The 24,889-nt window shown below is 32.5% G+C and carries 24 protein-coding genes and 1 pseudogene; 12 read left to right on the top strand and 13 right to left on the bottom strand.

The window, feature by feature from the left end; translation table 11 throughout:
• Positions 1–191 precede the first annotated feature (191 nt).
• Together NST10_RS13425 and NST10_RS13420 are read left to right on the top strand one after the other, a co-directional pair.
• A complete protein-coding gene (locus NST10_RS13425; RefSeq protein ID WP_000522388.1) occupies positions 192–818 on the top strand; it encodes a nitroreductase family protein in 627 nt (208 codons plus the stop codon).
• A gap of 360 nt (positions 819–1,178) precedes the next feature.
• Positions 1,179–1,964 (top strand): carbon-nitrogen family hydrolase, encoded by a 786-nt coding sequence (locus NST10_RS13420; RefSeq protein ID WP_000867948.1) that lies wholly within the window; start codon positions 1,179–1,181, stop codon positions 1,962–1,964.
• A gap of 601 nt (positions 1,965–2,565) precedes the next feature.
• Here the strand turns inward: NST10_RS13420 and hld are convergent.
• Positions 2,566–2,646 carry a delta-hemolysin gene (hld, locus tag NST10_RS13415; RefSeq protein WP_000046022.1) on the bottom strand — a complete coding sequence of 27 codons (81 nt, stop codon included), beginning with the start codon at positions 2,644–2,646 and terminating at the stop codon, positions 2,566–2,568.
• A 289-nt stretch (positions 2,647–2,935) separates the two neighbouring features.
• On the opposite strand from hld, the gene NST10_RS13410 reads away from it, so the two are divergent.
• The 4 genes and pseudogenes from NST10_RS13410 (at position 2,936) to NST10_RS13395 (ending at position 5,695) form a co-directional block, all read left to right on the top strand.
• Positions 2,936–3,499, top strand: a complete 564-nt coding sequence (locus tag NST10_RS13410; protein ID WP_001105709.1) for an accessory gene regulator AgrB — start codon at positions 2,936–2,938, stop codon at positions 3,497–3,499.
• A 3-nt stretch (positions 3,500–3,502) separates the two neighbouring features.
• The gene (locus NST10_RS13405) at positions 3,503–3,643 is read left to right on the top strand and encodes a cyclic lactone autoinducer peptide (RefSeq protein ID WP_000735197.1); all 141 of its coding nucleotides are present in this window, start codon (positions 3,503–3,505) and stop codon (positions 3,641–3,643) included.
• Between the two features lie 24 nt (positions 3,644–3,667).
• Positions 3,668–4,960: a GHKL domain-containing protein gene (locus NST10_RS13400; RefSeq protein WP_000387814.1), complete on the top strand. Its 1,293-nt coding sequence runs from the start codon at positions 3,668–3,670 to the stop codon at positions 4,958–4,960.
• Between the two features lie 18 nt (positions 4,961–4,978).
• Positions 4,979–5,695: pseudogene (locus NST10_RS13395) on the top strand (LytTR family DNA-binding domain-containing protein).
• Between the two features lie 373 nt (positions 5,696–6,068).
• Here the strand turns inward: NST10_RS13395 and NST10_RS13390 are convergent.
• The 7 genes from NST10_RS13390 to NST10_RS13360 all read right to left on the bottom strand — a co-directional run bounded on the left by NST10_RS13390 (position 6,069) and on the right by NST10_RS13360 (position 13,555).
• Positions 6,069–7,028 carry a carbohydrate kinase gene (locus NST10_RS13390; protein WP_001253292.1) on the bottom strand — a complete coding sequence of 320 codons (960 nt, stop codon included), beginning with the start codon at positions 7,026–7,028 and terminating at the stop codon, positions 6,069–6,071.
• Positions 7,025–8,509 carry a sucrose-6-phosphate hydrolase gene (locus NST10_RS13385; RefSeq protein WP_001791588.1) on the bottom strand — a complete coding sequence of 495 codons (1,485 nt, stop codon included), beginning with the start codon at positions 8,507–8,509 and terminating at the stop codon, positions 7,025–7,027. Before NST10_RS13385 ends, NST10_RS13390 begins: the two co-directional genes overlap by 4 nt.
• Positions 8,510–8,657: 148 nt before the next feature.
• Positions 8,658–9,608, bottom strand: a complete 951-nt coding sequence (locus NST10_RS13380) for a LacI family DNA-binding transcriptional regulator (RefSeq protein WP_000790325.1) — start codon at positions 9,606–9,608, stop codon at positions 8,658–8,660.
• A gap of 183 nt (positions 9,609–9,791) precedes the next feature.
• On the bottom strand, positions 9,792–11,042 hold the full coding sequence (locus tag NST10_RS13375) for an ammonium transporter (RefSeq protein WP_001052261.1): 1,251 nt from the start codon (positions 11,040–11,042) through the stop codon (positions 9,792–9,794).
• A gap of 208 nt (positions 11,043–11,250) precedes the next feature.
• Complete coding sequence (locus tag NST10_RS13370; RefSeq protein ID WP_000581078.1) at positions 11,251–11,475, bottom strand: sulfurtransferase TusA family protein; 225 nt, start codon at positions 11,473–11,475, stop codon at positions 11,251–11,253.
• 59 nt (positions 11,476–11,534) lie between these two features.
• On the bottom strand, positions 11,535–12,614 hold the full coding sequence (locus tag NST10_RS13365; RefSeq protein ID WP_000266901.1) for a YeeE/YedE family protein: 1,080 nt from the start codon (positions 12,612–12,614) through the stop codon (positions 11,535–11,537).
• A gap of 305 nt (positions 12,615–12,919) precedes the next feature.
• Entirely contained in the window at positions 12,920–13,555 is a 636-nt protein-coding gene (locus NST10_RS13360; protein WP_001283612.1) for a redox-sensing transcriptional repressor Rex, read from the bottom strand.
• Between the two features lie 252 nt (positions 13,556–13,807).
• Here NST10_RS13360 and NST10_RS13355 point away from each other — a divergent pair, with 252 nt between their 5' ends.
• A complete protein-coding gene (locus tag NST10_RS13355; protein ID WP_000602046.1) occupies positions 13,808–15,736 on the top strand; it encodes an ABC-F family ATP-binding cassette domain-containing protein in 1,929 nt (642 codons plus the stop codon).
• A gap of 144 nt (positions 15,737–15,880) precedes the next feature.
• Here the strand turns inward: NST10_RS13355 and NST10_RS13350 are convergent, their stop codons facing one another.
• Positions 15,881–16,009, bottom strand: a complete 129-nt coding sequence (locus NST10_RS13350; RefSeq protein WP_001791590.1) for a hypothetical protein — start codon at positions 16,007–16,009, stop codon at positions 15,881–15,883.
• A gap of 94 nt (positions 16,010–16,103) precedes the next feature.
• Between NST10_RS13350 and NST10_RS13345 the strand changes: the two genes are divergently transcribed.
• Positions 16,104–17,714 (top strand): MutS family DNA mismatch repair protein, encoded by a 1,611-nt coding sequence (locus tag NST10_RS13345; RefSeq protein WP_000106312.1) that lies wholly within the window; start codon positions 16,104–16,106, stop codon positions 17,712–17,714.
• A gap of 313 nt (positions 17,715–18,027) precedes the next feature.
• Here NST10_RS13345 and tsaD read toward each other — a convergent pair whose 3' ends face one another.
• From tsaD to tsaE, 4 genes are read right to left on the bottom strand one after another with little or no spacing between them, the layout of a single operon-like run.
• Positions 18,028–19,053, bottom strand: a complete 1,026-nt coding sequence (gene tsaD, locus NST10_RS13340; RefSeq protein ID WP_000159047.1) for a tRNA (adenosine(37)-N6)-threonylcarbamoyltransferase complex transferase subunit TsaD — start codon at positions 19,051–19,053, stop codon at positions 18,028–18,030.
• Positions 19,046–19,510 carry a ribosomal protein S18-alanine N-acetyltransferase gene (gene rimI / locus NST10_RS13335; RefSeq protein ID WP_000372755.1) on the bottom strand — a complete coding sequence of 155 codons (465 nt, stop codon included), beginning with the start codon at positions 19,508–19,510 and terminating at the stop codon, positions 19,046–19,048. The genes tsaD and rimI overlap by 8 nt, the downstream gene beginning before the upstream one ends.
• Positions 19,483–20,145, bottom strand: a complete 663-nt coding sequence (tsaB, locus tag NST10_RS13330) for a tRNA (adenosine(37)-N6)-threonylcarbamoyltransferase complex dimerization subunit type 1 TsaB (RefSeq protein ID WP_001086735.1) — start codon at positions 20,143–20,145, stop codon at positions 19,483–19,485. The genes rimI and tsaB overlap by 28 nt, the downstream gene beginning before the upstream one ends.
• A complete protein-coding gene (gene tsaE, locus NST10_RS13325) occupies positions 20,126–20,587 on the bottom strand; it encodes a tRNA (adenosine(37)-N6)-threonylcarbamoyltransferase complex ATPase subunit type 1 TsaE (protein WP_000590802.1) in 462 nt (153 codons plus the stop codon). The genes tsaB and tsaE overlap by 20 nt, the downstream gene beginning before the upstream one ends.
• 37 nt (positions 20,588–20,624) lie before the next feature.
• On the opposite strand from tsaE, the gene NST10_RS13320 reads away from it, so the two are divergent.
• The 4 genes from NST10_RS13320 to NST10_RS13305 all read left to right on the top strand — a co-directional run bounded on the left by NST10_RS13320 (position 20,625) and on the right by NST10_RS13305 (position 24,837).
• The gene (locus tag NST10_RS13320) at positions 20,625–20,780 is read left to right on the top strand and encodes a hypothetical protein (RefSeq protein WP_001791591.1); all 156 of its coding nucleotides are present in this window, start codon (positions 20,625–20,627) and stop codon (positions 20,778–20,780) included.
• 317 nt (positions 20,781–21,097) lie between these two features.
• Positions 21,098–22,786, top strand: coding sequence for a dihydroxy-acid dehydratase (gene ilvD, locus NST10_RS13315; protein WP_001255785.1), 1,689 nt, complete (start codon positions 21,098–21,100; stop codon positions 22,784–22,786).
• Positions 22,787–22,813: 27 nt separating this feature from the next.
• Positions 22,814–24,583 carry a biosynthetic-type acetolactate synthase large subunit gene (gene ilvB / locus NST10_RS13310; protein ID WP_000047828.1) on the top strand — a complete coding sequence of 590 codons (1,770 nt, stop codon included), beginning with the start codon at positions 22,814–22,816 and terminating at the stop codon, positions 24,581–24,583.
• A complete protein-coding gene (locus tag NST10_RS13305; protein ID WP_000196911.1) occupies positions 24,583–24,837 on the top strand; it encodes an ACT domain-containing protein in 255 nt (84 codons plus the stop codon). Before ilvB ends, NST10_RS13305 begins: the two co-directional genes overlap by 1 nt.
• Positions 24,838–24,889 lie beyond the last annotated feature (52 nt).

The following is a 24,889-nucleotide window of genomic DNA, read 5'->3' as shown; positions in this document are numbered from 1 at the left end:
GAGACACCTCCCTTTTTCATATAAGTATTAATCTAAGTATAATAAATATGCGTTGAAAATGCATTTATATTTGGAATTTGAAAATGAATATTAATATTCTTGAAATTTTCGTAAATATTACTTTACAAGTTCGAGTATAAATTTTATACTAAGTCTATTAAGTATTCTTTACTAAAGAAGGAGTAATGATTATGGGTTTATTTAAAAAAGATAAAAAAGCAATGACTTTTGACAACGCAATGGAAGAAAGACGTTCAATATATAATTTGAAAGATTCAATATCAATTAGCGATGACGAATTAGAATCAATGATTGCACATGCAGTTAAACATGTTCCTTCATCATTTAATTCTCAATCAACTAGAATTGTTCTCTTATTAAATGACAACAATAATAAATTTTGGGATAACACAAAAGCAATTTTAAAAGAAGTCATGGGAGAGAATCGTGATTTCGAGCCAACTGAACAAAAAATTGATAACTTCAAACATTCATACGGTACAATTTTGTTTTATGAAAATCAAGATGTTGTAAGTGGTTTACAAGAACAAATGCCAAACTACTATGATAATTTTGCAATATGGTCAACTCAAACAAATGCCATGCATCAATTTGCAATTTGGACTGCATTAGCTACTAAAGGCATAGGTGCTTCATTACAACACTATAATCCACTTGTTGATGAGATGACTTCAAATGAATTTAATATTCCTAAAAGTTGGAAACTTATTGCTCAAATGCCATTTGGTGATATTCGTGAAGCTGCTGGCGAAAAAACATTTAATCCAGTGGAAGATCGTTTCGTAATAAAAAAATAATCAATATATTGTTGGGAATGGGACAGAAATGATATAGAATCATTAGTTATTCATTATGTAGTAGTTCTTACACATTAGCCGCTGCTAATGTGTACTTAAGAATAGGAATACATGAGTAAAACTCATGTATAAGAAATACTAATTTCTAAAGAAAAAGTATTTCTTTACGTTAGAGCCCACCCCAACTTGCATTGTCTGTAGAAATTGGTGTTCCAATTTCTCTATGTTGGGGCCCCATCAACTACTGTCAATATAACATTGTAGAGCCTAGGACTTTGATTTTATGTCCTGGGCTTGTTTTTTGCGTTTCAACATAACTTTTAGTATGTTATATATAAGATCTATCAAGGATGTGATGTTATGAAAGTCCAAATTTATCAATTACCGATTATTTTTGGAGATAGTTCTAAAAATGAAACTCAAATAACGCAATGGTTCGAAAAAAATATGAATGCTGAAGTAGATGTAGTCGTTTTACCTGAAATGTGGAATAATGGCTATGATTTAGAGCATTTAAATGAAAAAGCAGATAATAATCTAGGACAAAGTTTTTCATTTATTAAACATTTAGCTGAAAAATATAAAGTCGATATCGTAGCTGGGTCAGTTTCTAACATTAGAAACAATCAAATATTTAATACAGCTTTTAGTGTGAATAAAAGTGGCAAACTGATTAATGAATACGACAAAGTTCATTTAGTTCCTATGTTAAGAGAGCATGAATTTTTAACCGCTGGCGAAAACGTAGCTGAACCCTTTCAATTGTCTGACGGTACTTATGTGACCCAACTTATCTGTTATGATTTACGTTTTCCAGAATTATTAAGATATCCTGCTCGTAGTGGTGCTAAAATTGCATTTTATGTGGCACAATGGCCTATGTCACGTCTTCAACATTGGCATTCTTTACTAAAGGCACGTGCAATTGAAAATAATATGTTTGTCATTGGAACTAATAGCACTGGATTCGATGGTAACACAGAATATGCTGGTCATTCGATAGTTATAAATCCAAACGGAGATTTAGTTGGAGAATTAAATGAATCCGCAGATATTTTGACTGTAGATTTAAACTTAAATGAAGTAGAACAGCAACGCGAAAATATACCTGTATTTAAAAGTATTAAATTAGATTTGTATAAATAAAAAGCACACGAAATAATATTTAACACATGTCATGACTAAACATAGATTTATGAGACGATTTTTCATAAGCCTATGTTTATTTTTTTATAATAGATAACTCAGTAAGAACCAGTTTCGCCCTTAGCAAATGAATGATTTTCTTAATTAAATTGATTATTTTTTTGACCTTTTCCAACATTAGACTTATTCATATATTTTAACGGTGGATCTCATAATGAGGATTAACTCTTCCCTACTTTATTACAATAAAAAAAGGCCGCGAGCTTGGGAGGGGCTCACGACCATACTTATTATTAAGGGAATGTTTTACAGTTATTTTTTCAATCTATTTTTGGGGATGTTATTAATTATGAAAAAAATTTTATTTATCAAATAATGATAAATCGATGTTGTTTACGATAGCTTACATGCTAGAAATAATTATCTGTAATGATAATTAAGAAAAATACATAGCACTGAGTCCAAGGAAACTAACTCTACTAGCAAATGTTACTCACTTGCTAATTTTACATGGTTATTAAGTTGGGATGGCTTAATAACTCATACTTTTAGTACTATACGAAGATAACAAATTTACAATGAAAGTAATTAATTATTCATCTTATTTTTTAGTGAATTTGTTCACTGTGTCGATAATCCATTTTACTAAGTCACCGATTGTTGAAATGATATCTTGTGCCATTGAAATCACTCCTTCCTTAATTAAGATAAAAATTCTTAAAATTAAACAACTCATCAACTATTTTCCATCACATCTCTGTGATCTAGTTATATTAAAACATGCTATAAGCATTTATTTTCCATTTTTTCTTAACTAGTCGTTTTTTATTCTTAACTGTAAATTTTTTTATGTTAAAATATTAAATACAAATTACATTTAACAGTTAAGTATTTATTTCCTACAGTTAGGCAATATAATGATAAAAGATTGTACTAAATCGTATAATAACAGTGAGGAGAGTGGTGTAAAATTGAATTATTTTGATAACAAAATTGACCAGTTTGCCACGTATCTTCAAAAGAGAAATAACTTAGATCATATTCAATTTTTGCAAGTACGATTAGGGATGCAGGTCTTAGCTAAAAATATAGGAAAACTGATTGTTATGTATACTCTTGCCTATATTTTAAACATTTTTATCTTCACTTTAATTACTAATATATCGTTTTATCTAATTAGAAGGTATGCACATGGTGCACATGCACCTTCATCTTTTTGGTGTTATATAGAAAGCATTACACTTTTTATTGTTCTACCTCTATTAGTACTACATTTTCATATTAATGAAACACTAATGATGTTTTTAGCATTATTAAGTGTTGGCGTAGTGATTAAATATGCACCTGCAGCTACTAAGAAGAAGCCTATCCCGGCAAGGCTTGTAAAGCAAAAAAGATATTTTTCAATTATAATTAGTACAATTCTTTTCATTATCACACTTTTTGTAAAGGAACCATATACCCAATTTATTCAACTGGGTATTATTATACAAGCTATTACATTACTACCAATATACTATTCAAAGGAGGACTAAATTATGAAAAAATTACTCAACAAAGTTATTGAGCTTTTAGTTGACTTTTTCAACAGCATCGGTTACAGAGCCGCCTATATAAATTGTGATTTTTTATTGGATGAAGCTGAAGTACCAAAAGAATTAACTCAATTACACGAATAACTATAAGAGAAAGTGTGATAGTAAGTGGAAGCATTAAATGATTATAATTACGTTTTATTTGTAATTGTTCAAGTTTCATTAATGTTCTTTATATCTGCATTTATTAGTGGAATACGATACAAAAAATCAGATTATATATACATTATTGGAATAGTGTTATCTTCAGTATATTTCTTTGACAAAATCAGAAGTATTTCACTAGTTGTTATAACGATTTTTATAATAATTTTTCTCTATTTTAAAATTAGACTATATTCTGTATTTTTAGTAATGGTTACTCAAATCATTTTATATTGTGCAAATTTCGTTTATATCATTATTTTTTCATACATTATAACAATTTCACACAGCGTGTTTATAGTTCTACCAATCTTTTTGGTAGTGTATGTATCAATTTCTTATGCACTTGCCTACATTTTAAATAGAATATTAAAAAGGATAAATGGTACATACCTTTCTCTTAATAAAAAATTCCTTACTGTTATAACTATTGTTATAGTAATAACATTCTCTTTGTTATTTGCATATTCGCAAATTGATGCGAGTGATGCATCAACAATCAAACAGTATTCGCTTTTATTCTTGGGAATTATTATATTACTGAGTATCTTAATTTTTATTTATTCTCAATTTACTCTTAAAGAAATGAAATATAAACGTAATCAAGAAGAAATTGAAACCTATTATGAATACACATTAAAGATTGAAGCAATTAATAATGAAATGCGCAAGTTCCGTCATGATTATGTCAATATCTTAACGACTCTTTCAGAATACATTCGTGAAGATGACATGACCGGTCTTCGAGACTATTTCAATAAAAATATTGTACCTATGAAAGATAATTTACAAATGAATGCTCTTAAGTTAAATGGTATTGAGAATCTTAAAGTACGTGAGATTAAAGGTCTTCTAACAGCTAAAATTTTACGTGCACAAGAAATGAATATACCGATTAGTATCGAAATACCAGATGAAGTAACTCGCATTAATTTGAATATGATCGATTTAAGTCGCAGTATTGGTATTATTCTTGATAACGCAATAGAGGCATCAAGTGAAATTGATGATCCTATCATTCGAGTTGCATTTATTGAAAGCGAAAATTCAGTAACGTTTATTGTTATGAATAAATGTGCAGATGATATACCACGTATTCATGAATTGTTCCAAGAAAGTTTTTCTACTAAAGGTGAAGGTCGTGGTTTAGGTCTATCAACTTTAAAAGAAATTGCTGATAATGCAGACAATGTCTTGTTAGATACAATTATCGAAAATGGTTTCTTCATTCAAAAAGTTGAAATTATTAACAACTAGCCATAAGGATGTGAATGTATGAAAATTTTCATTTGCGAAGACGATCCAAAACAAAGAGAAAACATGGTTACCATTATCAAAAATTATATAATGATAGAAGAAAAGCCTATGGAAATTGCCCTCGCAACTGATAATCCTTATGAGGTGCTTGAGCAAGCTAAAAATATGAATGACATAGGCTGTTACTTTTTAGATATTCAACTTTCAACTGATATTAATGGTATCAAATTAGGCAGTGAAATTCGTAAGCATGACCCAGTTGGTAACATTATTTTCGTTACGAGTCACAGTGAACTTACGTATTTAACATTTGTCTACAAAGTTGCAGCGATGGATTTTATTTTTAAAGATGATCCAGCAGAATTAAGAACTCGAATTATAGATTGTTTAGAAACTGCACATACACGCTTATAATTATTATCAAAAGATAATAGCGTTGAAACGATTGAGTTAAAACGTGGCAGTAATTCAGTGTATGTTCAATATGATGATATTATGTTTTTTGAATCATCAACAAAATCTCACAGACTCATTGCCCATTTAGATAACCGTCAAATTGAATTTTATGGTAATTTAAAAGAACTGAGTCAATTAGATGATCGTTTCTTCAGATGTCATAATAGCTTTGTCGTCAATCGTCATAATATCGAATCTATTGATTCGAAAGAGCGTATTGTTTATTTTAAAAATAAAGAACACTGCTATGCATCGGTGAGAAACGTTAAAAAAATATAATAAGATAATAAAGTCAGTTAACGGCGTATTCAATTGTAAATCTTGTTGGATTTTAACAAGATAACTAGCAAATGCACTGTATAGCTGGCTTTTTATTTTTTAATAGCAAAAATTTAATTTAAAGCGTAAATTTAAATAAAACGATACAACGTTTCATTGTATACCTATTCCTATTACTACATAATTTATCAATTTCTATTTCACTCTACAATCCTATAGCGCAATTTTTAACAAAATATACTAAATTTGAAATCGACAGTTTCCATAAATAAAATGCTACAATATCCTACCCAATAAATCTTATTTTGCTCGCAAAAAAACAGTGTAGCACAAGATTCAACTTGTTTCCTACACTGTTTTATAAATGAATTATTTAAAATGCTTGTTCAACCTCTTGTAATGTTGGCAAACTATTAATAGCACCATACTTCGTTGTCACTATTGCAGCAACGCGATTGCTAAACGCTAAAATTTCCTCACCTTCATTTTCAAATAACTGAGTTAAATTTAACACATCGGTTGCTAAAATCCTGCTAATAACTGCACCAATAAAGGCATCCCCTGCCCCAGTTGTATCAACAGATTTTACCTTATAGCCACTATGATAATGATTAATACCATTTTTCAAATATACGGCAGCACCATCTGCTCCTTTCGTATAAATGACTACAGTGACATTACCTGTAAATAATGATTGAATGGCTTCATTTTCATCATGAATACCTGTAATAAATTCTAATTCTTCATCTGAAACTTTTACAATATGCGCCAATGGCAAAAAGGTATGAATAGTTTGTCTTAAATCTTCTGCGTTATCCCATAATGGCAATCTTACATTAGGATCAAATACGACAGTACCATTTGCATTTAATGTTTTGGTAATCAATTGATAATGCGCATCTCTCATTGGACTATCGACCAAATCAACAGAACAAAAATGTACTACATCGTTTTCATTCACATCAATATCATTCACAAAACTTGGTTCAAATAACATATCAGCAGAGGGCTTACGATAAAAAGAAAAATCTCGCTCTCCCGCTTCAGTCAAACTCACAAAAGCTAACGCAGTGTTTGCTTCATTCGTGCGATACACTTTTGATACATCTACACCAATACTTGATATCGTTTCAATAATGCTATCTCCAAATGCATCATTACCTAATTGTGTAATCATATGCGCTTGTTGTCCTAACTTTTGAACTGTACAAGCTACATTGCATGGCGCGCCACCAATTTGCTTCGTAAATGTTTGAACATCTTTTAAATTCGCATTTGTAATATTTGGAATAAAATCAATTAACGCTTCTCCTATTGAAAATAAACGTCTCATTTATGTTCATCCTTTAAATCATATTTAGTAAATTGTAAATATACTTGCCCTGATTCTGTTGATGTTTTAATACCTAGTGCGTCTTCTGTCGGGAAAATTCGAGATGTCAAAACACGTTCCCCATCATTACAGAAAATTTCTATACTAGATGTATCAACAAAAATTTGTAATTGCTTTAATGGCGTTTCTAATATCGTACTACGCGTCGTACCTTCAACATTTGTAGGCAATAAACCACTGTCGCTGCGATCTAATGTTATTTTATTTTCACGCTTGTTATAAGCGATTAATGTTGAAGAAGTCTTAGACGTACGTAATTCAAAGTATACTTCGGTAGCATCATTATCCAAAATATCTATGATTAATTCATACTGTTTACCTTCATACGGATGTAATTTTCGAGTAAATTTATTTGCGTAGCCTAATGCTGTCTCTTTATTGTGACGTAATTTTTCCAACGCTGGATATGGACGTTGCTTAAGTTGACCATTTTCTACATTTAATACACGAGGAATTGTTAAGCAATGGGCCCATCCTTCATTATCTGTAGGATATTCGATTTCCGGTAACCCCATCCATCCAATTAGTACTCGTCGGCCTTTTTCATCTAAAAATGTTTGAGGTGCATAGAAATCAAAACCATTATCAAGCTCGACAAAATTTTCATGTTCATATGTTAACTTTTCAATATCAAACTTTCCAAGTATATAACCACTTTGATAAATATTGTTGAACTGATCGCATTTTGGTTCAATACCTTGTGGACAAATAAGTATGACATCTTGATTATCTACATTAAAGTAATCAGGGCATTCCCACATATATCCAAAATCATCTAACTCTGTATTTATTTCACCTAAATAATGCCAATTAATTATATCTTCAGTATTATAAAGTAATAATCGACCTTGCTGATCATTATTTTGTGCGCCAATGATCGCATAATATTTCTCACCATATTTAAAAACTTTAGGATCTCTAAAATGACTCGTATATCCTTCTGGTTGCTGGCTAATTACTGGCTTTGGAAACTTTTCAACTGAACCGTCTTCTTTCAATCGTGCGATCATCTGACTCGCATGGCGTTGCCAATGATTATCTCGATGATTTCCTGTGTACATATAATATAAATGCCCGTTATATTCAAAAGCGCTACCGCTATATACACCATGGCTGTCATATTTGGTATCTGGGTTTAAAATTGGCCCTTCAGCTTTAAAGTTTATTAAGTCATCACTCGTGTAGTTATACCAATACTTTAAGCCATGTACTGCGCCTAATGGGAACCATTGATGTGAAACATAATACTTTCCTTTATAAAAAATAAGTCCGTTGGGATCGTTTAATAAGCCCGTTTCTGGTTGTATATGAAATTGTTGACGAAATTTTGATTGATCAACTTGTTGTTTTAATGTTTTAAAATAATCAGTATCAACGTCCTCGATTCGTTGATAACGTTCTTCTCTAGTCCATTCGGTCATAATATTCACCCAGTCCTCCTTTTATAATTTATGCTGTTAACAATTTATATTCTATTATAGCAAATTTTACCTACGTTCTTTAACTTTTAACCTATCCATTTATACTTTTATGGTATCGGTTCCACATTTATTTTAAAAAATACAGCGTCTAAATATTAACATCTACTGTGACGCTATATGGCATATCTTGCTTTTTAAGCATCTGTTGTATCTCTTCCATCGCGCATTGACCAGCTTCAAAATAATTATAATGAATTGTTTTTATCGATGGAGACACTAATTGTGTCATTGGATCACCACCAAAACCATATATTTGATGTGGTTTCATAACATCTTTTTTATCAGAATAATATTTATAGGCAGCTAATGCAATCGTATCAGTTGCTCCAACAACCGCATCTACTTGCTCTACATTTTCCAAAACATTTGCAACATCTTTTTGTGCTTCCACATAAGTAAAATTTGTTTCATGTATATTAGGTTTAATTTGATATTTGGCTAACTGGTCAAGTAAACCACGTTTTCTATGTATACCAACTGCAATATCTTTTTCACTCACACTAAACACTTCAACTTGTTGATATCCCTGTTGACCAATCCATTCACCTATAATTTGACCTGCTTTATAATCATCATGCACAATACTATGCAGTTGTTCATGTTGTTGACCAACAATAACGATTGGTACATTCATTTTATTAATGACTTCAATATGTCTCTCTGTTATGTCTGTAGCCATTAAAACAATACCATCTACTTTACTGCGTGCTAATGTTTCAAGCGCTTGTATTTCTGCTTCGATATTTAAACCTGTATAATTTAAAATTAATTGTGATTCATATTTTTGGCATTGTTTTGCCAATCCTTTGATTGTTTCATCTACTGCATATGAATTCATTCTAGGTATAATGGCACCAATAAGGTGTGTTTGTCTCGCTCTTAAGCTTTGAGCAAATTGATTCGGTTGATAGTCATGTTCTGCTATAATTTTTGTTAATTTTTCACTTGTTTTTTTACTGACAGATCCATTATTTAAAAATCTAGATACTGTACTTTTTGAAACGCCTGCCAATTTGGCAATATCAGATATATTTTTCATACTTATTCACCTATCATTATTTGTGACACTTAGCCTTATTTTAGCATATGTGTAACCGCTTTAAATAATATTTCTGCTTCTTTCATAAAAAGATTTCAAAATAAAATTTCTGTATAACAAAATGTCCCAACATCAACCTTTAGTTAAATGTCAGGACAATGAATATTCTATGTATATATAAATCTAATATCGAATATGTTTATTGAATCTATTTAACTCACCTTCAAAGTAAGCATGTTCACCATGAACAATCTTGTCTAACCCTATATTCGTTTCTTGTTCTGTAACAGATAATGGTGTAATTAATTTAATTACTTTCGCAATAATAAACGTCATGACGATGCTAAAAATTACAACTGCTGTTACACATAATATTTGCACAAGTATAATATGCACGTCACCAGTGTAAATAAAACCATTCTCAATATCTGGATTTGCTTTTTTACTTTGGAAAAAGGCTGTTAATACTGCACCAATAATACCGCCAACACCGTGGATACCAAATGCATCTAATGCATCATGATACTTTAATTTTACCTTTATGTAATTGATGACAATATAACAACAGATACCCCCTATTAAAGCCATGATTGTTGCACTAAGATATGTTACATATCCAGCTGCAGGTGTAATAACAACTAATCCTGCTAATGCACCGAGTAAAAGTCCAAGTAAACTTGTCGTCTTTTTAAAAATATATTCTAAAATTAACCAACCAATAGCCCCGGCACTGGCAGAAATAACTGTATTCGTAAATGCAAGCATTGCAATTTGATCAAATGTAAAAGCACTGCCTACATTAAATCCATACCAACCAATCCACACGAATATACCGCCAATCAATGTAATGATAAGATTATGTGGTGTTGATTCAGAATGTTTGTTTCCTTTTCCAATCATTATAGCTAATACTAAACCAGAAACACCTGATGTAATATGAACGACTGTACCTCCAGCGAAATCTAATACACCGAGTTTGTTAATCCAACCGCCGCCCCAAACCCAATGTGCTACTGGACTGTATACAAGAGCAGTCCATATTACTACAAATAATAAATAAGGAATAAACTTCATTTTCTCAGCGATTGAACCTGATAATATTGAGATTGCAATCGTACAAAACATCATTTGGAATAACATAAATAATGCCAATGGAATATGCGGACTAATATCTTCTTGTGTCGCGAAACCTACATGATTAAGAAATGTATATTCCCAGTTACCAAACCATAAATTCCCTTCCCCAAAACTAATTGTAAAACCTACTGTTATCCATACAAATGTAACAAGCACAATTGCTGCCATACTTTGCATGACAGTATTTAGCGCATTTTTAGATTGAACTAACCCACCATAAAATAAACTTAATCCTGGTGTCATTAGCCAAACTAATAATGTACACAAAAACATAAATATCGTATCGTTAAGATTCATACTTACCACTCCCTTGTTTTCATAATAATCTGATAATTTATAAAAAGCAAAAATGCGTAAAGTTTTATTACATCTTTTGGAACAAAATGTGCCACGCTATATAAAAAATGATTTCATGAACTAAAACAAAAAAGACTACTTACTCGCTTTTAAAGTAGCGGAAGTAGCCATAGAATCTAATATCAATTTTATTATTAAAATGATAACGTTAAACTTTTTGAACTGTAATTGTCCATGAAGCATTATCAATTTGTTCATAGTTTGTTACAGGATATCCATTTTCTGCAGCCCAATTTGGAATAGCTTCCGTCGCTTGTGTGCAATCAAAATCAATTTTTAATTCATCTCCAGATTGCAATGTTGCCATTTTCTTTTGCGCTTCAATTAACGGAAATGGACATACCATTCCTACTGTACCTAATTCGTGTATCATAGCTATTTCTCCTTTTCCAATCACTTTTATTTGATCAACATCATTGGCATAATAACCTTCTATACTATTTGCGTTTGCTGTTGGACCTTTGCAGATTGTTGTTGTACTTTTTTCATTGGACGAACAAAGATAAAATGACTCATTGTCCATACCCCAACTATCATCGATGCTAGCGCAATCCATCCTTGCCAAGTCATCGTTGCCGTTTCAACCAAACCGTTACCGATAGAACAACCACCAGCAACTGACGCACCAAATCCCATACATATACCACCAATAGCACTGTTTCGTATTGTAATCTTGTCTGGCAATCGCCATTTAAATTCTCTTGCTCCTCTAGCTGCAATATATGAACCAATGAAAATTCCTAGAACTAAAAAGACACCCCAATCAATAAATTTAGTTTCACCTGTAATCAAAAAGTGTACTAAATTTGCTGATGGCGTTGTTATACCTAAACCGTCATTTCTTCCAGTTGATGCACTCATTGGCCAAGCTAAGAGTGCGATAAGTCCAATTGCAATTGCTGCAATAAATGGATGGTATCGTTTTTCGAAAAGGTAATATCTAATACCTGTATAACGTTGCTTTAGTTTTGGAACAGCAACTCGAACTTTCTTATTATTGAGCGTTCTTACAACGAGAAAAATGGTGATTATAGTTAATATAACGACTAATCCCCAAAACGGAATGCCCGTTGTTTGAGACATATCACTATTTACATTCGTTGGTTGATTAATTTTATCCATTACTGGCTTTAAAATCCCTGTTTTAGTGATTGCTGCAGTAACAGCATATAATACTAATGCAATCCAACTACCAATTAGCCCTTCACCAGCGCGATACCAAGTACCTGTTGCACATCCTCCAGCCAATACTATTCCAATTCCAAAAATAAAAGAACCTATAACTGTTCCCAATATTGGAAAACTATGTGCAGGAATTTGTAAAATACCTGTTGTCGTCAAAATCAATAATCCTATACTTTGAACAGTAATAGCGATTAATAATGCATAGAACATCTTATTATTCTTTTGCACATACATATCTCGAAAGCCACCTGTTAAACAAAATCTTGTTCTTTGCATCACAAAACCTAAGAGTCCCCCGACAATTAAGCCACTAAAAATCATCCACATAATCCTAACCCCCCTAATTTCCGATAAGTTTAGTATGTATTATAGGCGATGATTTTCTTGTTTTCAACCTTATACACAATATTTTTGATATTTATATTATGTTCATATAAGAAATGCGATTAATTACGATTCATCATTATATCTCTACGTGTTAATTTATTAACCTATATTATATTTATCAACACAACAGTTTTCCCTTTCATTTTCAAACATAACAGAAAAAGCCTGAGACATACTTAGTCCCAGACTGTTCTATAATTAATTAAAGATATAACAAGGTTAATCATTCAAAGCTAACATCACATTTATTCACTGTAATTTTTCATAAAGAATAATAATGACTGTAATTCTATACCTAAGTCAATTTGATGTACTTGCACATCTGAAGGCGTATTTATTCTACCAGGAGTGAAGTTTAAAATACCTTTCACACCAGCTTGGACGAGTTCATCTGCAACTTTCTGTGCAACTCTTTCTGGTGTAGTTAGAATCACAACATCTATTTCTTCCTTCTTCAATGTTGTTATTAATTCATCGTTATCTTTTACAATAACGTTCCCTATTTTCTGGCCAATAACATCTTCTTTTACGTCAAACGCTTCTGTAATCGTCATATCGTCATGTATTGAAAAGTTATATGTGAGCAAAGCTTTCCCTAGGTTCCCAACTCCGACAATTGCGATTTTGATCATGTCACTCTCGCTTAGTTCAGATTTAAAGAAATCCAATAAACTATCTATATTATATCCGTACCCTTTTTTACCTAATTCGCCAAAATATGAAAAGTCACGACGAATTGTTGCCGAGTCAATTTGTAACGCATCGCTAATCGCTTTTGAATTTACACGATCTATACCTTTAGATTTTAATGAACTGACAAATCTATAATATAACGGCAAACGTTTTAAAGTTGCTCGAGGAATTTTAACTTGGTCACTCATTCGCTATTTCCTCCTTCGTGTTTGAATGAATTATATCTATGTATTCAAACGAGTTAGAGCGTAATTGTTAGATTATTAAAAAACAAATAATTGATTACAATGAATACCTAAATATTATACATTATTGAATTTTAAAAATAAATATCTTAGTTTCAAGACGGCGTTTTATACTGTAAAATGGTTATTAATGTAATAATTACGACTTTTATCATAAGTTAATAAAATTTGCGAAAGACGAAAGGTGAAGATCGAATGATACTTTTACAACTCAATCATATATCAAAATCGTTCGATGGTGAAGATATATTTAATGATGTTGATTTTGAAGTAAAAACTGGTGAACGAATTGGTATCGTAGGAAGAAATGGCGCCGGTAAATCAACATTGATGAAAATTATAGCTGGCGTAGAAAACTATGATTCTGGAAATTTGTCAAAAATTAAAAACTTAAAACTAGGTTATTTAACTCAACAAATGACTTTAAATTCTAATGCAACAGTTTTCGAAGAAATGTCAAAACCATTTGAACATATTAAACGAATGGAAAGCTTAATCAAAGAAGAAACAGATTGGTTATCAAAACATGCAAATGATTACGATAGTGATACATATAAAACACATATGTCCCGTTATGAATCTTTATCGAATCAATTTGAACAATTAGAAGGATATCAATATGAAAGTAAAATTAAAACAGTACTTCACGGGTTGAATTTTAGTGAAGAAGATTTCAATAAACCTATCAATGATTTTAGCGGTGGCCAAAAAACACGTTTATCTTTAGCTCAAATGCTATTAAATGAACCTGATTTATTACTTTTAGATGAACCTACTAACCACTTAGATTTAGAAACGACAAAGTGGCTTGAAGATTATCTACGTTATTTTAAAGGTGCAATAGTCATCATCAGCCATGATCGTTACTTTTTAGATAAAATAGTTACTCAAATTTATGATGTGGCTTTAGGTGATGTCAAACGCTATGTTGGTAATTACGAGGAATTTATACAGCAACGGGATTTATATTATCAAAAACGAATGCAAGAATATGAAAGTCAACAAGCAGAAATAAAACGATTAGAAACTTTTGTTGAGAAAAATATTACCCGTGCTTCAACAAGCGGAATGGCAAAAAGTAGACGTAAGATTTTAGAAAAAATGGAACGCATTGATAAACCAATGTTAGATGCCAAAAGTGCAAATATTCAATTTGGCTTTGACCGGAATACAGGTAATGACGTCATGCATGTAAAAAATTTAGAAATCGGTTATCAAACTGCAATTACCAAACCTATCAGTATAGAGGTCTCTAAAGGCGATCATATAGCAATCATTGGGCCAAATGGTATTGGAAAATCGACCTTAATTAAAACTATTGCAAATCAACAAAAAGCGCTTAATGGCGATATTACTTTTGGCGCAAATTTACAAATTGGTTATTATGATCAAAAGCAAGCAGAATTTAAATCTAGTAAAACAATTTTAGATTATGTGTGGGATCAATATCCGTTAATGAATGAAAAAGATATTCGTGCAGTTCTTGGACGTTTCTTATTTGTACAAGACGATGTTAAAAAGATAATTAATGATTTATCTGGTGGTGAAAAAGCACGTTTACAACTAGCACTACTTATGTTGCAACGTGACAATGTACTTATTTTAGATGAACCTACCAACCACCTTGATATAGATTCAAAAGAAATGTTAGAGCATGCACTCCAACATTTTGAAGGAACAATACTATTTGTTTCCCATGATCGTTACTTTATTAACCAATTAGCAAACAAGGTATTTGATTTAACAATTGATGGCGGAAAGATGTATTTAGGAGATTATCAATATTACATTGAAAAAGTTGAGGAAGCGGAAGCGTTGAAAGCGCACCAAGAAGAACAGTCAGTTAACGTACAAGCACATGAAAAGTCCATGGAACAATCGTCGTATCATAACCAAAAAGAACAAAGACGTGAACAACGCAAACTTGAACGACAAATATCCGAGTGTGAAAATGAAATAGAAACTTTAGAGACTACTATCTTACAAATAGACGAGCAATTAACCCAACCAGAAGTTTATAACAATCCACAAAAAGCAAACGAATTAGCTATCCAAAAACAAGATAGCGAACAAAAATTAGAACACGCTATGTCTAAATGGGAAGAATTACAACAAAAACTATAAAAATATACATAACTCTAACTGTAAAATCGCTATAGTTAGAGTTATTTTTTTACAAATTTTAAATTTTTTTATTCACAATAAAAACGCTGATATTATAGCTATCCACAGAGTTATCCTAGTTATCCACAAGTAAATTAACACTAATCAATCATTTATTTTCTGTTTTCCCACCTGATATCCACAATAAATGACGTTATCAACACCTTTTATCCACAAGTTATACACTCTTTGTTGATAAGTACGCATGTTCTCTATTGACATTGTTTTTATCAAAATCCATTGTTAAGACATTTTCTTTATGAAATAATAATAATAATATTATTGAAGAATATTTTTATTATTATTAAAAATAAATAAGGAGATAGTTATGAGCACAAATCAAACATTTTTAATATTTGTTATAGCAATTATTATACTTACATCGGTAATAGGAATTGTTGGACGATACATGAGTCGTCAACGTCTATTAAAATCTATGGAAACATTATGGCAAACGATTTCTCCATTAGAGTCTTTTATCAGACCGAACTCACATTTCGACTATGAGTATAAGCTCTACAAGGATAAATTTGAATCACATTCTTTAGTTGATGATAAAACTTGGTCCGATTTAAATATGAATGCAATCTTTCATAAGATGAATTATAATTTAACAGCTATTGGCGAAATGAAACTATATGCCTGTTTACGTGGAATGCTTTCAATTACGAACAAATCATTACTTAGTTTATTTAATGATAATGCTGAATTTAGAAAAAACGTAACATATCATTTAGCTTTGATTGGTAAAACTGTTTATCCAACATTTCCAGACCAAATTACACCGGTAAAACGTCATAATATATTGTTTCTATGCCCGTTTTTACCAGTTATCTCATTTGCAGTTATATTTATTAATTCACAAGTTGGTATTTTATTATTTCTTATGAGTTGCCTATTTAATATCATTTTATCTGCAACTTTAAAGCGTACATATGAGGATGACTTAAAGTCTATATTTTATGCATCCAATGTTTTAAAACAAGGCTATACTATCTCAAAAATTAAACATGCTCCACAACCCGAAGTCAATTTTAAGCAATTTAGAACAGCACGTCATTTAACGAGTGTTTTAGCTGAAGTTAATGATGAAGATATCGGAGCTATGGTAATTAAACTAGTTAAACTTATTTTCATGCTTGATTATGTTTTATTCCATTCAATTCAAAAAAGCTATACAACACATATAAATGAGCTAAAAAATTGTTTCGATTACATAGCTGAATTAGATAATCATTATGCATTAGCAATGTATCGTAGAACGCTAGAATGCTATACCGAACCACAAATTGATGATTCAAATGATGGCATAGTATTCTCCGAGTTAACACATCCACTCATAGCAGATGCAGTAGCCAATGATTTCTCACTATCACAAAATATACTGTTAACTGGATCTAATGCTTCGGGTAAATCAACATTTATGAAATCCATAGCAATAAACATCATTCTTGCATCGGCTATACAAACAGTTACCGCAAGCAAATTTGTATATCAACCTGGAATTGTGTTCACGTCAATGGCAAATGCCGATGATGTGTTATCAGGCGATAGTTATTTTATGGCTGAATTAAAATCTATTAAGCGTATTGTTGAAATTCCTGATAATCAAAAAATATACTGCTTTATCGATGAAATTTTTAAAGGTACCAACACAACTGAACGAATTGCCGCTTCAGAATCAGTACTATCATTTTTACATGAAAAATCTAACTTTAGAGTTATTGCAGCAACACATGATATTGAGTTAGCTGAACTCTTAAAACAACGTTATGAAAATTATCATTTCAATGAGGTAATAGAAAATAATAACATACATTTTGATTACAAAATTAAGCCTGGCAAAGCAAATACACGTAATGCCATCGAATTATTAAAAATCACTTCATTTCCAGCAAAAATATATGAACGAGCAAAAGATAATGTTTCCAATGGTTAGCATGAATCTTGAACATCAATCAATGTTCAAGTCGCAACATTGTTATATTGGCAGTCTTTGACCAAATGAAAATGCGCTTGTAACAAGTTTTTTCAATACTAGTCCGCGGCCCCAACACAGAAGCTGGCGGAAAGTCAGCTTTCAATCGTGTACAAGTTGGCGGGGCCCCAACATAATAAATCATTAGTGGTTCTTTATCTTTTCTGTCTCACTCCCCTAATTGCAATATAAAAACGTCAGCTATCACATGACAGAAGACAATGAACAGTTTCAATAATATTCATCGTAATCATGTTAATAACTGACGTTTATTTTATTCTGCAGAATACTCTTCTAAATCTATATTGCTGTGCCCATTTAATGCTAAATCAGCAAATCGACCTTGCTGATACAAATAGTGGCCGGCAACGCCTATCATTGCAGCATTATCTGTGCATAATTTAGGACTTGGGATAGTTAATTGAATGTCATTGACTTTGCATTGATCCGCTAAAGATTGACGTAATCCTTTATTACTCGCCACGCCACCAGCAACAATTAATCGCTGAACACCATATTCTTTACAAGCTTGAATAGCTTTAAACGTGAGAACCTCTACAACACTGTTTTGAAAGCTCGTTGCTACGTTAGCTTCAATGATTGGAATATTTTTTTGTCGTTGATTGTGAAGTTGATTGATTACGGCACTTTTCAACCCACTAAAACTAAAATCATAACTATCTTTATCCAACCAAACACGAGGGAATGAATAAGTATCTTCACCTTCAGCAGCCAACCGGTCAACTTGTGGACCACCTGGATAATTTAAACCAATTGTTCGTGCCACTTTATCATAAGCCTCACCTACTGCGTCATCTCGTGTTTCACCAATGACTTCAAATGTTAAATGATCTTTCATATAAACTAATTCAGTATGTCCACCTGAAACAATAAGTGCAATTAGCGGGAATGTTAATGGCTCTTCTATGTGATTAGCATATATATGTCCTGCAATATGATGAACAGGAATAAGCGGCTTATCGTAAGCAAATGCCAATGCTTTGGCTGCATTAACACCTATTAGTAACGCACCAATTAGTCCAGGGCCTTCTGTAACCGCTATGGCATCAATATCTTCCATTGATACGTCGGCATCCACTAGAGCCTCGTTTATTGTTGTTGTTATACCTTCAACGTGATGTCTACTTGCCACTTCGGGAACGACACCGCCAAATCGTTTATGACTTTCAATCTGACTTAAAACTGTATTTGATAAAATATCTCTGCCATTTTTTATAACACTAACGCTTGTTTCATCACAACTTGTTTCAACAGCTAGTATTAATATATCTTTAGTCATTTAAATTCACCCACATAACCATTGCGTCCTCACCTTCACCATAATAATTTTTACGTTTACCACCATATTGAAATCCTAAATTTTCATATACATGTTGTGCCACTTTATTATTAACTCTTACTTCTAAACTCATCACATCACAAGTGTGACTTGCATAGTTTATTCCGTATTTTAAAAGCATTTGACCTAAACCATATCCTCTATAATTATCATCGATTGCAACTGTCGTAATTTGAGCTTGATCGATAACAATCCATAAACCTAAATAACCAATAATTTGTTGTTCAAATTCTAAGACAAAATATTTCGCAAAGTTATTTTGCTCTATTTCATGATAAAATGCGTCAATTGTCCAAGAACTATCATTGAAACTCCGACGCTCAATATCAAAGACTTGTGGCACATCTTCTTTGGTCATCTCTCTAATGTTTAATTGTTCTTTTGACTGTTGATCCAATTTCGTTCCGCCTCAGCTAATTTATGGTATTTAGGAGTAAATGTATGTACGTCTGAAGGTTTATCTATCAATTGATACATGACTGATGCATTTGGTAGCTGCGCAATCACATCACCTTGTAAATCATCTTGTAATTTTACTGTATCTTTCCCAATATAAATAAATGGTTGGTTTAAATCTTCTAAAAAAGCTCGCAATGCATCTATCGACATATATTGATCTTCTAAAATAGTCACTAATTGACCATTTTGCCATTGGAATATGCCTGTATAAACTGCTTGTCGTCTTGCATCAAACACAGGAACCAATAATTTATCAGTATGATCGATTGTTGCTGCCAATGCCTTTAATGATGAAACACCATATAATTTAACATCTAACGCATACGCTAATGTTTTAGCAACAGTAACACCGATACGTAAGCCAGTATATGAACCAGGACCTTCAGCAACAATAATCGCATCTAATTGCTGTTTAGCTATTTTGCTCTGCTCAAATAGCTGACTAATCGCAGGCATTAATTGCACTGAATGATTTTGTTTAGAATCCGTAGTTATTTCAGCTAAAACTTCATCGTTTTGCATCAATGCTACTGATAATGGTTGATTCGATGTATCAATGAGCAGCGAATTCATGGATAATTGCCTCCTTAATTTGTTCATAATGTTCTCCTTGCGCGAACAACTCAATTTGTCTTGAATTTTCAGATATTGTTGAAATGTTAATAGATAAATGCGTCGCTGGGAGTAAATCTTTTATAAATTGACTCCATTCAATAACAGTAATTGCCTGATCTTCGAAAAATTCATCAAACCCTAAATCTTCATCAGAATCTTCTAAGCGATAACAATCCATATGATGCAATTTTAAATTTTTTCCCCTATATGATTTGATGATGTTAAATGTCGGGGAATTAATCGTACGTCTTACACCAAGAGCTTTTCCTATAAATTGTGTTAACGTTGTTTTACCTGCTCCTAAATCTCCGTTAAGTAAAATCAAATCACCACTTTTCAATTGCTCAACTAAAAACATAGCAAATTGATTCATTTCATCTAAATTATTTATCTTTATCAATGTTGATTCTCCTATATTATGCTTTTCATTCATAAAAATGATTATCCATTGTTCAATCGTATCTAACTTTATATTCAACCTTTATATTGTAACAAATTTCAACTTAAATTTCTTATCTTTGAAACAGATTATCTCTTCAAAGTTAATTGTAAGAAAATTTAAAATATTTGTTGACATACTAAAGCAGATATAGTAAATTAAATTTATCAAATTTTTAGACAATTCTAACTATTAAAGTGGTATATACCATTCACGGAAGGAGTATAATAAAATGCTTAATCAATATACTGAACATCAACCGACAACTTCAAATATTATTATTTTATTATACTCTTTAGGACTCGAACGTTAGTAAATATTTACTAAACGCTTTAAGTCCTATTTCTGTTTGAATGGGACTTGTAAACGTCCCAATAATATTGGGACGTTTTTTTATGTTTTATCTTTCAATTACTTATTTTTATTACTATAAAACATGATTAATCATTAAAATTTACGGGGGAATTTACTATGCGAAGCGACATGATCAAAAAAGGAGATCACCAAGCACCAGCAAGAAGTCTTTTACATGCCACGGGCGCGCTTAAAAGTCCAACTGATATGAACAAACCATTTGTAGCTATTTGTAACTCTTATATTGATATCGTTCCAGGACATGTTCATTTAAGAGAGCTTGCAGATATAGCTAAAGAAGCAATTAGAGAAGCCGGTGCCATTCCATTTGAATTCAATACAATTGGTGTTGATGATGGAATAGCTATGGGACATATCGGAATGCGATATTCTCTACCATCACGTGAAATTATTGCAGATGCAGCTGAAACTGTAATTAACGCTCATTGGTTTGACGGCGTATTTTACATTCCTAATTGTGACAAGATTACACCCGGTATGATTTTAGCAGCCATGAGGACAAACGTACCAGCTATCTTTTGCTCTGGTGGACCAATGAAAGCTGGCTTATCTGCACATGGTAAAGCATTAACACTTTCATCAATGTTTGAAGCAGTCGGCGCTTTTAAAGAAGGATCGATTTCTAAAGAAGAATTTTTAGATATGGAACAAAATGCCTGCCCTACTTGTGGTTCATGTGCTGGGATGTTTACTGCAAATTCAATGAACTGTTTGATGGAAGTTTTAGGTCTAGCATTACCATACAACGGTACTGCACTTGCAGTCAGTGATCAGCGACGCGAAATGATTCGCCAAGCAGCTTTTAAATTAGTTGAAAATATTAAAAATGATTTAAAACCACGTGATATCGTTACTCGCGAAGCAATTGATGATGCATTTGCACTTGATATGGCTATGGGTGGTTCAACAAACACGGTACTGCATACGTTAGCCATTGCCAATGAAGCTGGTATTGATTATGACTTAGAGCGCATTAATGCTATTGCCAAACGCACGCCATATTTATCAAAAATAGCACCTAGTTCATCGTATTCAATGCATGATGTGCATGAAGCTGGTGGCGTCCCAGCAATTATTAATGAATTGATGAAGAAAGATGGCACGTTACACCCAGATAGAATCACAGTTACTGGCAAAACGTTACGTGAAAATAACGAAGGCAAAGAAATTAAGAACTTTGATGTCATTCACTCTCTTGATGCACCATATGATGCACAAGGCGGTTTATCTATCTTATTTGGTAATATCGCCCCTAAAGGCGCAGTTATTAAAGTTGGCGGCGTTGATCCATCTATCAAAACATTTACTGGGAAAGCAATTTGTTTCAATTCGCATGATGAAGCTGTTGAAGCAATAGACAATCGTACCGTTCGTGCAGGCCACGTCGTTGTCATTAGATATGAAGGACCTAAAGGTGGACCAGGTATGCCTGAAATGTTAGCACCTACTTCCTCTATTGTTGGTCGTGGCTTAGGTAAAGATGTTGCATTAATTACTGATGGTCGTTTTTCCGGTGCCACAAGAGGTATTGCAGTTGGTCATATTTCCCCTGAAGCTGCATCTGGTGGACCAATTGCCTTAATTGAAGATGGAGATGAGATTACTATTGATTTAACAAATCGTACATTAAAGGTAAACCAGCCTGAAGATGTTCTGGCGCGTCGCCGAGAATCTTTAACACCATTTAAAGCGAAAGTAAAAACAGGTTATCTAGCTCGTTATACTGCCCTAGTAACTAGCGCAAATACAGGTGGCGTCATGCAAGTCCCTGAGAATTTAATTTAATTTATTTTTATATTGGAGATGGTTAAAATGTCTAAAACTCAACATGAAGTAAACCAAAATATTGACCCTTTAAAAATGGCTGAATCACTTGAACCTGAACAACTAAATGAAAAAACTTTAAATGACATGCGTTCAGGATCAGAAGTGCTAGTAGAAGCTCTACTTAAAGAAAATGTGGATTATTTATTCGGTTATCCTGGTGGTGCCGTACTACCTTTATACGACACATTTTATGATGGTAAAATCAAACATATTTTAGCAAGACACGAACAAGGTGCTGTTCATGCTGCAGAAGGTTATGCACGTGTATCTGGTAAAACAGGCGTCGTTGTAGTTACAAGCGGTCCAGGTGCAACTAATGTAATGACAGGTATTACGGATGCACATTGCGACTCTTTACCACTAGTTGTATTCACTGGACAAGTTGCTACACCAGGCATTGGTAAAGATGCATTCCAAGAAGCGGATATTCTATCTATGACTTCACCAATTACAAAACAAAATTATCAAGTGAAACGTGTTGAAGATATCCCTAAAATCGTACACGAAGCTTTCCATGTAGCTAATTCTGGACGCAAAGGTCCTGTAGTGATTGATTTTCCAAAAGATATGGGTGTTTTAGCTACAAATGTGGATTTATGCGACGAAATCAATATTCCAGGTTATGAAGTTGTTACAGAACCAGAAAATAAAGACATTGACACTTTCATCTCACTTTTAAAAGAAGCGAAAAAGCCTGTCGTATTAGCCGGCGCAGGTATTAATCAATCAAAATCAAATCAATTATTAACACAGTTTGTTAATAAACATCAAATCCCAACAGTTACTACTTTACTAGGTCTAGGTGCTGTACCTTATGAGGATACACTATTTTTAGGTATGGGAGGTATGCATGGTTCTTATGCTAGTAACATGGCATTAACTGAGTGTGATTTACTCATTAATTTAGGTAGCCGCTTCGATGATAGATTAGCAAGCAAACCTGATGCCTTTGCACCTAACGCCAAAATTGTACATGTAGATATTGATCCTTCAGAAATCAATAAAGTTATTCATGTAGATTTAGGTATTATTGCAGACTGTAAAAGATTTTTAGAATGTTTAAATGATAAAAATGTTAAGACTATAGAACACAGTGACTGGGTTAAACATTGTCAAAATAATAAGCAGAAACATCCATTTAAACTTGGTGAAGAAGATCAAGTATTTTGTAAGCCACAACAAACAATCGAATATATCGGCAAAATTACAAATGGTGAAGCAATTGTTACTACAGACGTGGGACAACATCAAATGTGGGCAGCTCAATTTTATCCATTTAAAAATCACGGACAATGGGTTACAAGCGGTGGTTTAGGAACAATGGGATTCGGTATTCCTTCGTCAATTGGTGCCAAATTAGCTAATCCTGATAAAACAGTCGTATGCTTCGTCGGTGACGGTGGTTTCCAAATGACAAACCAAGAAATGGCACTATTACCCGAATATGGTTTAGATGTCAAAATCGTACTAATCAATAATGGAACATTAGGTATGGTTAAACAATGGCAAGATAAGTTCTTTAATCAACGCTTCTCACACTCAGTATTTAATGGTCAACCTGATTTTATGAAAATGGCAGAAGCATATGGCGTCAAAGGTTTCTTAATCGATAAGCCAGAACAACTGGAAGAACAATTAGATACAGCGTTTGCTTATCAAGGGCCAGCTTTAATTGAGGTTCGTATTTCCCCTACTGAAGCTGTAAACCCAATGGTTCCAAGTGGCAAATCAAATCATGAAATGGAGGGCTTATAATGACAAGAATTCTTAAATTACAAGTTGCGGATCAAGTCAGCACGCTAAATCGAATTACAAGTGCTTTTGTTCGCCTACAATATAATATCGATACATTACATGTTACACACTCTGAACAACCTGGGATTTCTAACATGGAAATTCAAGTCGATATTCAAGATGATACATCACTTCATATTTTAATTAAAAAATTAAAACAACAAATTAATGTTTTAACGGTTGAATGCTACGACCTTGTTGATAACGAAGCTTAATTTTAAGACAAAGGCAATGATGCGCTAATTAGTTATAGATATATCATAGGCT

This window comes from Staphylococcus sp. FSL W8-0305, assembly GCF_037966415.1.
Lineage (GTDB): Bacteria > Bacillota > Bacilli > Staphylococcales > Staphylococcaceae > Staphylococcus > Staphylococcus aureus.
This window is presented reverse-complemented; position numbering and strand designations above follow the sequence as displayed.